This window comes from Lishizhenia sp., assembly GCF_033720595.1.
Lineage (GTDB): Bacteria > Bacteroidota > Bacteroidia > Flavobacteriales_D > Crocinitomicaceae > Lishizhenia.
The window spans coordinates 1-7,163 of sequence record NZ_JAWWCF010000160.1 but is presented as its reverse complement, the minus strand read 5'-3'; the positions used below and the strand labels follow the sequence as shown (position 1 = coordinate 7,163).

Sequence of the window (7,163 nt, the reverse complement as noted above, 5' to 3'; positions counted from 1 at the left end):
AGCCGCAATTGGTGCTGCAGTAGAATCAACAATATAAGCCAATTTCTCACGAGAGATGCGCAATTTATCGGTAACCGAACGCATGGTGTTTCCTACCACAAGTGTATTGGCATAATCATCAAAGAAAATTGCAATCCCCAAAAAGTAAGTGGTGAGCATTCCAGATCTTCTAGTTTGTGCAAAGTTCACGATGCGGTTAACTACTCCTTGCATCCCTCCATTTTTAGAAATCAGTGCAACAATGGAACCAATAAGTAGGGAGAAGAGTATGACCGAAACATGGCTCCCATCCGATAATGCATGAAGCATATATTTGTCCAACACTGTTAAAAATGCACTAAAGATTCCGATAATCCCATCTGCATAACAAGAGAAAACTGCTGCTCCTACGAGTATTCCAATAAATAAGGATGAGATCACCTCTTTGAAAAGTAATGCCAGTGCAATAGCGATAAGCGGAGGTAATAAACTCAACCAACCCGGTATAACCATAGGTTCGTTGTGGGTGTAACCCGCGTTGAGTTCTATTTCTCCATCGTGGATTTCCACTTCTCCTTTATAGCCATCTTCTGTTGGTATGAGGGCGATGTTTTGACCGTTAATCCATACATGATTAATTTCCTCAGAAGTAGTAAGGGTGAAGGAAACTTGTTCTCCTTTCAATACTAGTTCTGGAAAAGTAAGGGTGTGTTGCGCCTTTAAACCTAGGGAGATTGTACAAATTAGTACGAGAAATATATAACGCATATGATGAGTTTCTTTTAGCGGATTCGAAAATAATCCATTTAAAGAGAATCGCCTATTTCCCGATGAATTTTATCGAAAAATAGGCGATATGTAAAAAAAATTATTCTGCTTTGAAGTTTTTGTTGTTTCCTTTTGTGTAAGGAATATTTGCCGCATTCAATTTTTCTTGAAGGGCAGCTACACGAGCCATGTACGTTTCTATAGTCGGACGTAATGCTGCGTATTCTTCTTCAGCAATTGCAATGTCGTTTTGCTGTGTAGTTGTTGGCGCTGCTGTTGTTCCATAACGTTGATAGTTTACAGTACCCACACGACCAGCAATACTTGGAGCTGTTTCTATTTCTAAACTAGACTTTAATCCATCTCCCCACATTTTAATTCTAATTTCTTCGGCCATTTTCTCCAGAGCTTTTACTTCCTTCATTAAACTTAAGTCAGCATTCGGAGCTTGTAAAATTGCCGCTTTAATGTATTTCAAACGCTCTTCGTTTTCAACATACATACTTGCTGTACCAGAAATCTTTCTGTTGATTTCCATCATACGTTGTGCAAAGGCCAAATTCTCTTCTTGTGAAGGATTGGCTAACATTTGATTTTCTAAAAGCTTCACCTCGAAGTTAGATGACGGAACTAATTCCGTGATTTCACCATTATCCTCCAAATAAACGGTTACTTGATAAGTTCCAGGAGTAACCAAAGGACCTTCATCTGGGTTACTGTATCTACCAGGTTTAAATTTCTTTAAACGAATTGGGTTCGTAGAGGGCAATCTTAAGTTCCAAGTCATGCGCTGCGTTCCTTGCTGCGGAGTAGAAAATAAACGTCTTACAGGATTTCCTTCAGCATCTGTAATTACCCAAATAAGTTGAACTTTTTCTTCTCTTTTTTCAGCTCTTAACTCTTCTAATGTTGGGTAAACATTGGCTTCACCATTTTTCTCTTTTTCCTTTTCAGCTTCTTGACGCTCGTCTTTTAAAGTTTTGTATTCGTCTTTTAAATGAAGGGTGAAAGTTGCTCCAAACTTAGGATTCTTTGCTGCATATAAAGCCGCGCCCTGCGATCCTACTCCTCGTAAGCCAAGCGGACTACTTTGAACATAAAGGTCTGCAGTAGGAGTAGAGAATAAATGTGCTGTTTTATCTAAGTTTTCTTTGTTTAACTGGCGCAACAAAGCGTAATCATCTAATACATAGAAACCTCTACCGAAACTGGCTAAAACTAAGTCATTTTCTCTTTCTTGAATATCCATATCGCGTACGGCAATGGTTGGTAAACCTTTTTTCAAAGCATTCCAGTTTGCTCCGGCATCTGTTGAAAAGAAGGCTCCAAATTCAGTTCCTACAAATAGTAAGTCTTTGTTTTTATGGTCTTGTTCCATACAGTAAGTGGATCCTTTTTCAGGAAGATTATTACTGATGTTTTTCCAGCTTTTCCCTTTATTGTTACTCACGTAAACATAAGGTTTGAAGTCACCATTTTTATGGTTGTTGAAAATGGCATAAACTGTATTTGCATCATGTTTAGAAGCAAACAATTGATTTACATAAGTATTGGCAGGAACTCCCTCAACACTTTCAATTTTAATCCATGTTTTACCATCATCTTCAGAAACTTGGATTAAACCATCATCTGTTCCAACGTATAACAAACCTTTTTGTACAGGAGATTCATCTAGAGCTACAATGTTACCATAAATGGTCGTTGATTTGTTTTTCATTACTGCATCCATCGTCCAAACCTGGTCCATAACAGGAAGCTCGTTTCTATCGATTTGTTGCGTTAAATCAGGCGAAATAGTTTGCCAAGAATTACCTCTATCTGTAGACTTGAAAAGCTTGTTGGCCGCAAAGTAAAGTGTTTTATGATCGTGAGGAGAAATCAACAAGGGGGCATCCCAGTTCCATCTGTAAGCATCTTCTCCTTTTCCCGGTTGTGGCTGAATTCCCATTTTTTCTCCAGAACTTTTATCATAGCGCACCAACCATCCGTATTGCGATTGTGCATATACTATATTCGGTTCAACAGGGTCTATCGCAGATTCAAATCCGTCACCTCCATTGGTGATGAACCAGTCTGAATTTAAAATACCGGCATTGTTAATCGTTTGTGAAGGTCCACCCAGGGAATTGTTATCCTGTGTACCTCCGTAGATGTAATAGAAAGGTTCTGCATTGTCAACCGCCACCTTGTAAAATTGAGTTACCGGTAAATTTGCGTAGAATTTCCAATCTTGTGCATGATTGTAGGTTTCATAAATACCACCGTCACAACCTACCAACCAATGGTCTGTATTTTTAGGGTTGATCCAAATCGTATGGTTATCCACGTGTTTATTGGCTTCACCTGTTTTTTTGAAAGTTTTCCCTCCATCTTCTGTGTGGTGTAACCAAGTATCCATAGAAAAGACCTTGTTTACATCGTAGGGGTCACAAATGATTTCTTGGTAGTAGTTACCCGAGGTTACGTGACCAGATTGCTTGCTCCAGCTTTCACCTTTGTTGGTTGATTTGTAAAAACCTTGTTTTCCATAACGTGCTTCTACTATGGCATAAACTACGTTGGGATCAGCTGGTGAAACTGCTATACCTAAACGACCCATGTCATTCGTTGGTAGTCCATTAGCACTTTCTTTCCACGTTTTTCCACCGTCCGTAGATTTATATAGGGTAGACTCAGGTCCACCTCCTATATACGTATAAACGTGACGTCTTCTCTGGTGTGCCGCAGCATATAAAATATCTGGATTAGACGGATCTATTGCAATTTCTGAAATCCCTGTGTTTTCAGAGACAAATAAAGTCTGTGTCCATGTTTCACCACCATCGGTTGTCATGTAAACGCCTCTTTCACCACCTTTGCTCCATAGTGGACCATAAGCGGCTACCCAAACAATATTCTCGTTTTCTGGGTGAATGATAATATTCCCAATGTGTTCGGAGTTCTTGAGCCCCATGTTTTTCCATGTATTACCACCATCTAAGGATTTGTAAACACCATCTCCATAAGCTACTGAACGTTGGTTGTTGTTTTCACCAGACCCCAACCAAACTGTATTTGGGTTACTTGGAGCATATTCTACACATGCTACAGAATAAGAACCGTAATTATCAAACACTGGAGTGAAGGTAGTACCGTGATTCGTGGTTTTAAAAACGTTACCAGAAGCCACAGCAACTAACCACTCATTCGGATTGTTGGGGTGAACTTTGAGATCGGCAATTCTACCAGAGGTAACAGCCGGACCAACATTTCTAAATTTAAGAGCGGCATAACTACTAGGAGCTATTACAGCATCTTCTTTTTTATCTTTCTTCTGTGCAGTTGCAGTACCCGCAATAAACAGGGCACTTAAAGCGAATGCGGAAAGTTTTTTCATGGTTTTGAGTTTTATGGACCTTAAATATAGGAATTAGATTTTTAGACCCTTAGATATTTAAACTTTTAGAAGGGAAAGGAGAATTAAAGATTCAAGAATTATACTTCGCTGGTTAAAAACTAACAACAGACATTTTTAAATAACCCTTGTTTAAAAAAGAACGCCCAGCTTTTTCAAGCCGGGCGTTCATATATCATTCTAAGTGCTCATTTATTACACTCAATGTTCTTAGATGATTTAGTTCAATTGTAATTGACTCAAGTTTGCGTACACTCCGTTTTCAATTTGAACCAATTCACTGTGTGTACCTTGTTCTACAACTTTACCGTGTTCTAAAACCAAAATTTTATCTGCATTTCTAATGGTAGACAAACGGTGAGCAATTACGATAGAGGTTCTTCCTTGCATTAAGTTCTCCAATGCTTCTTGTACCAATCTTTCAGATTCAGAATCTAAAGCAGATGTAGCTTCATCTAAAACTAATATACGTGGATTCTTTAATAAAGCTCTTGCGATAGCTATACGTTGCTTTTGTCCACCTGAGAGCTGAATACCTCTATCTCCAACTTCTGTATCCAACCCTTGTGGGAAGTCTTTAATAAATGCCCAAGCATTGGCTTTTTTAGCCGCTTCAATTATTTCTTCTTCTGTAGCATCAACCTTTCCAAAATTGATGTTTTCGCGGATGGTTCCTGCAAATAAAATAACCTCTTGTGGCACTATGGCCATTTGAGAACGCAAATGTTCAACAGAGATGTCCTCAACTTTGTTACCATCGTAGGAGATAGAACCACTATCAATATCATAATAGTTAAAGAGGAGAGAGGCAATGGTAGACTTACCCGCTCCTGAACTTCCTACCAATGCAATGGTTTGGTTTTTTTGTGCTTCAAAAGAAATTCCTTTTAAGACTTCTATATCTTTTCGTTGAGGATAAGCAAAGTTTACATCTTTAAAACTGATGTTACCTTCTAAGGTAGGTTGCAATTCACCTTTTTTCTGTTCAAATTCAGTTTTTTCAGAAATAATGTTCATCAAGTTCTCTACGGCTCCGATAGATTTTTGAATTCCTGCGTATAAATCTGGAATACTTCCAAAAGAAGCTCCCATCATTATGGTAAACATGATGAATGAAAAGAATTGTTGCGATGAAATTTCAGGATCTGGTCCTTGTGTCATTTTAATACCTTGCCAGATAATAAATACAATGGCACTCGTCATAAAGAAGATCATGAAGGAAACAAAAACTCCTCGCCACAATCCGCTTTTAACATTTAGGTTTCTAATTTCTTCTGTAGCTTTCTTGTATTTGTTTAAGGTAAACATCTCGTGTGTAAAAGACTTGATGTTTGTAATTCCCATCAAAGCCTCCTCTACGATAGAGTTACTTTCTGCATTAAAGTCTTGTGCGTTTTTAGATAGTTTACGTATAAACCTTCCGAAGAAAACGGCGATAATAGCGATAACCGGTACGGTAGACAACATGATCAAAGCCAACTTCCAAGAAGTCAACACCAAGAAAAGTACAGAACCTACCACAGTAATAATCTGTCTAAAGAACTCAGCAATGGTTGTACGCAAGGTCTCCTGTACCTGCGTAATATCATTAGAAACTCTACTGGTTAATTCTCCAACCTTGTTTTGGTTGAAGAAATCCATGGGCATGTAAATCAATTTAGAGAATGCGTCGTTGCGGATATCTCTTAAGGTGTTTTCTGTAACGTTGGTAAAAAGTACTACTCTAAAGAAAGAGAATACAGACATCGCACCGAATAATATCAAAAGTAAAATGGCAACATCATTTACGTTGTCCATGTTAATAAGACTAACGGTGTCTGACATTGACGCTGGCGTCTCAGCAGATTCTCCACCTAATAACTGTCCCATTAAATATGGGAAAGCAAGTCCAGAAAGCGAAGAAAGTACCAAACAAATCCATCCAATGGCAAAAACAAAAGAGTAGGGCTTCAAATAAGAGAAGATTCCTTTTGCTTTTTGTACAGATTCTTTACTTAATTTTACTTTTTCTCGTTTGCCTTTCTTTCTTGGTCCTAACATTTACGTGCTATTTTCGGACAAAAGTAACGCTTGCGTAGAATAAGTTGTTCATTTTTAAATAAATTTGTGCAAGTATTTTGCGTAAAAGAAAATTTATATATCTTTGCAACCCTGAAACACTGGAAACAAGATTGAATTAAAATACTTAATAATAGAAAGTCATGAGTAAAAGAACGTTCCAACCGTCACAAAGAAAAAGAAGAAACAAGCACGGTTTCCGTAGCAGAATGGCGACTAAAAATGGTCGTAAAGTATTAGCTGCTCGTAGAAGAAAAGGTAGAAAAAGCCTTTCTGTATCTGACAACAAATTAGCGAAGAGATAATCTTAGCATATATATAATATTGAAGCTCGACTGTATAGTCGGGCTTTTTTTGTGTTTAATATTTTGTATTGGATAATGAGGCTGTACCCTCCAAGTACCTTGGCGGGAAGCAGCTATCCATTGTAGTTGCTTGTTTAGTGATGTAAGTAAAACACATCCTTTTAACTATACTTCCTCCGGTCGTATAGTGCAAGGAGTTTTACTAACTCCCTAAGCAAGCAAGCTGCCATTGCTATCTGCTACAGAAGTGAGTAATGAAAGAGAGTAGGGAGCAAGACGGAGTGGTATGTTGTTCTCCTTGTATCCTTGAATTATTGAACAAAAAAAAAGGCTTCTCGTTGGAGAAGCCTTTTGTATTCGTTAAGTGGTCTTATTTTCTAATCAATTGTAAGAAACCTTGACCTTCTGAATTTTTATCATCACTTGTTCCTTCTAAATAGAAGTAGTAGAAGTATGTTCCTTCTGCTGCTGGAGTACCACTTTTGTTCGTACCATCCCAAGCAGGCATTGTTTGTTGAGAAGGTAACAATGCTGAATCGTACTCTTCTGTATGATCATACATTACGTTACCCCATCTGTTTGTAATTACTAATCGAATAGAAGAGTAATTTGAAGCTGTTAAGAAAGTAAACATTTCGTTTTTACCATCATCACCAGGT

4 protein-coding genes and 1 pseudogene are annotated in these 7,163 nt (G+C 38.0%); 1 reads left to right on the top strand and 4 read right to left on the bottom strand.

From position 1 onward, the window contains the following. The 3 genes and pseudogenes from R3333_RS11120 to R3333_RS11110 form a co-directional block, all read right to left on the bottom strand. A pseudogene (locus R3333_RS11120) lies at positions 1–747 on the bottom strand (hypothetical protein); the annotation flags it as partial. Between the two features lie 100 nt (positions 748–847). Then, positions 848–4,123, bottom strand: coding sequence for a VPS10 domain-containing protein (locus R3333_RS11115; protein WP_318958851.1), 3,276 nt, complete (start codon positions 4,121–4,123; stop codon positions 848–850). A gap of 237 nt (positions 4,124–4,360) precedes the next feature. Beyond that, positions 4,361–6,181 (bottom strand): ABC transporter ATP-binding protein, encoded by a 1,821-nt coding sequence (locus tag R3333_RS11110; RefSeq protein WP_318958850.1) that lies wholly within the window; start codon positions 6,179–6,181, stop codon positions 4,361–4,363. 161 nt (positions 6,182–6,342) lie between these two features. On the opposite strand from R3333_RS11110, the gene rpmH reads away from it, so the two are divergent. Then, positions 6,343–6,504 (top strand): 50S ribosomal protein L34, encoded by a 162-nt coding sequence (gene rpmH / locus R3333_RS11105; RefSeq protein WP_318958849.1) that lies wholly within the window; start codon positions 6,343–6,345, stop codon positions 6,502–6,504. 370 nt (positions 6,505–6,874) lie between these two features. Here rpmH and R3333_RS11100 read toward each other — a convergent pair. Beyond that, positions 6,875–7,163 (bottom strand): gliding motility-associated C-terminal domain-containing protein (locus R3333_RS11100; protein WP_318958848.1); only part of this gene is annotated, 289 nt, incomplete at its 5' end.

Coding starts and splice junctions, on each gene's coding strand:
- R3333_RS11115 (WP_318958851.1), bottom strand. CDS start 4,123: ATGAAAAAACTTTCCGCATTCGCTTTAAGTGCCCTGTTTATTGCGGGT.
- R3333_RS11110 (WP_318958850.1), bottom strand. CDS start 6,181: ATGTTAGGACCAAGAAAGAAAGGCAAACGAGAAAAAGTAAAATTAAGT.
- rpmH (WP_318958849.1), top strand. CDS start 6,343: ATGAGTAAAAGAACGTTCCAACCGTCACAAAGAAAAAGAAGAAACAAG.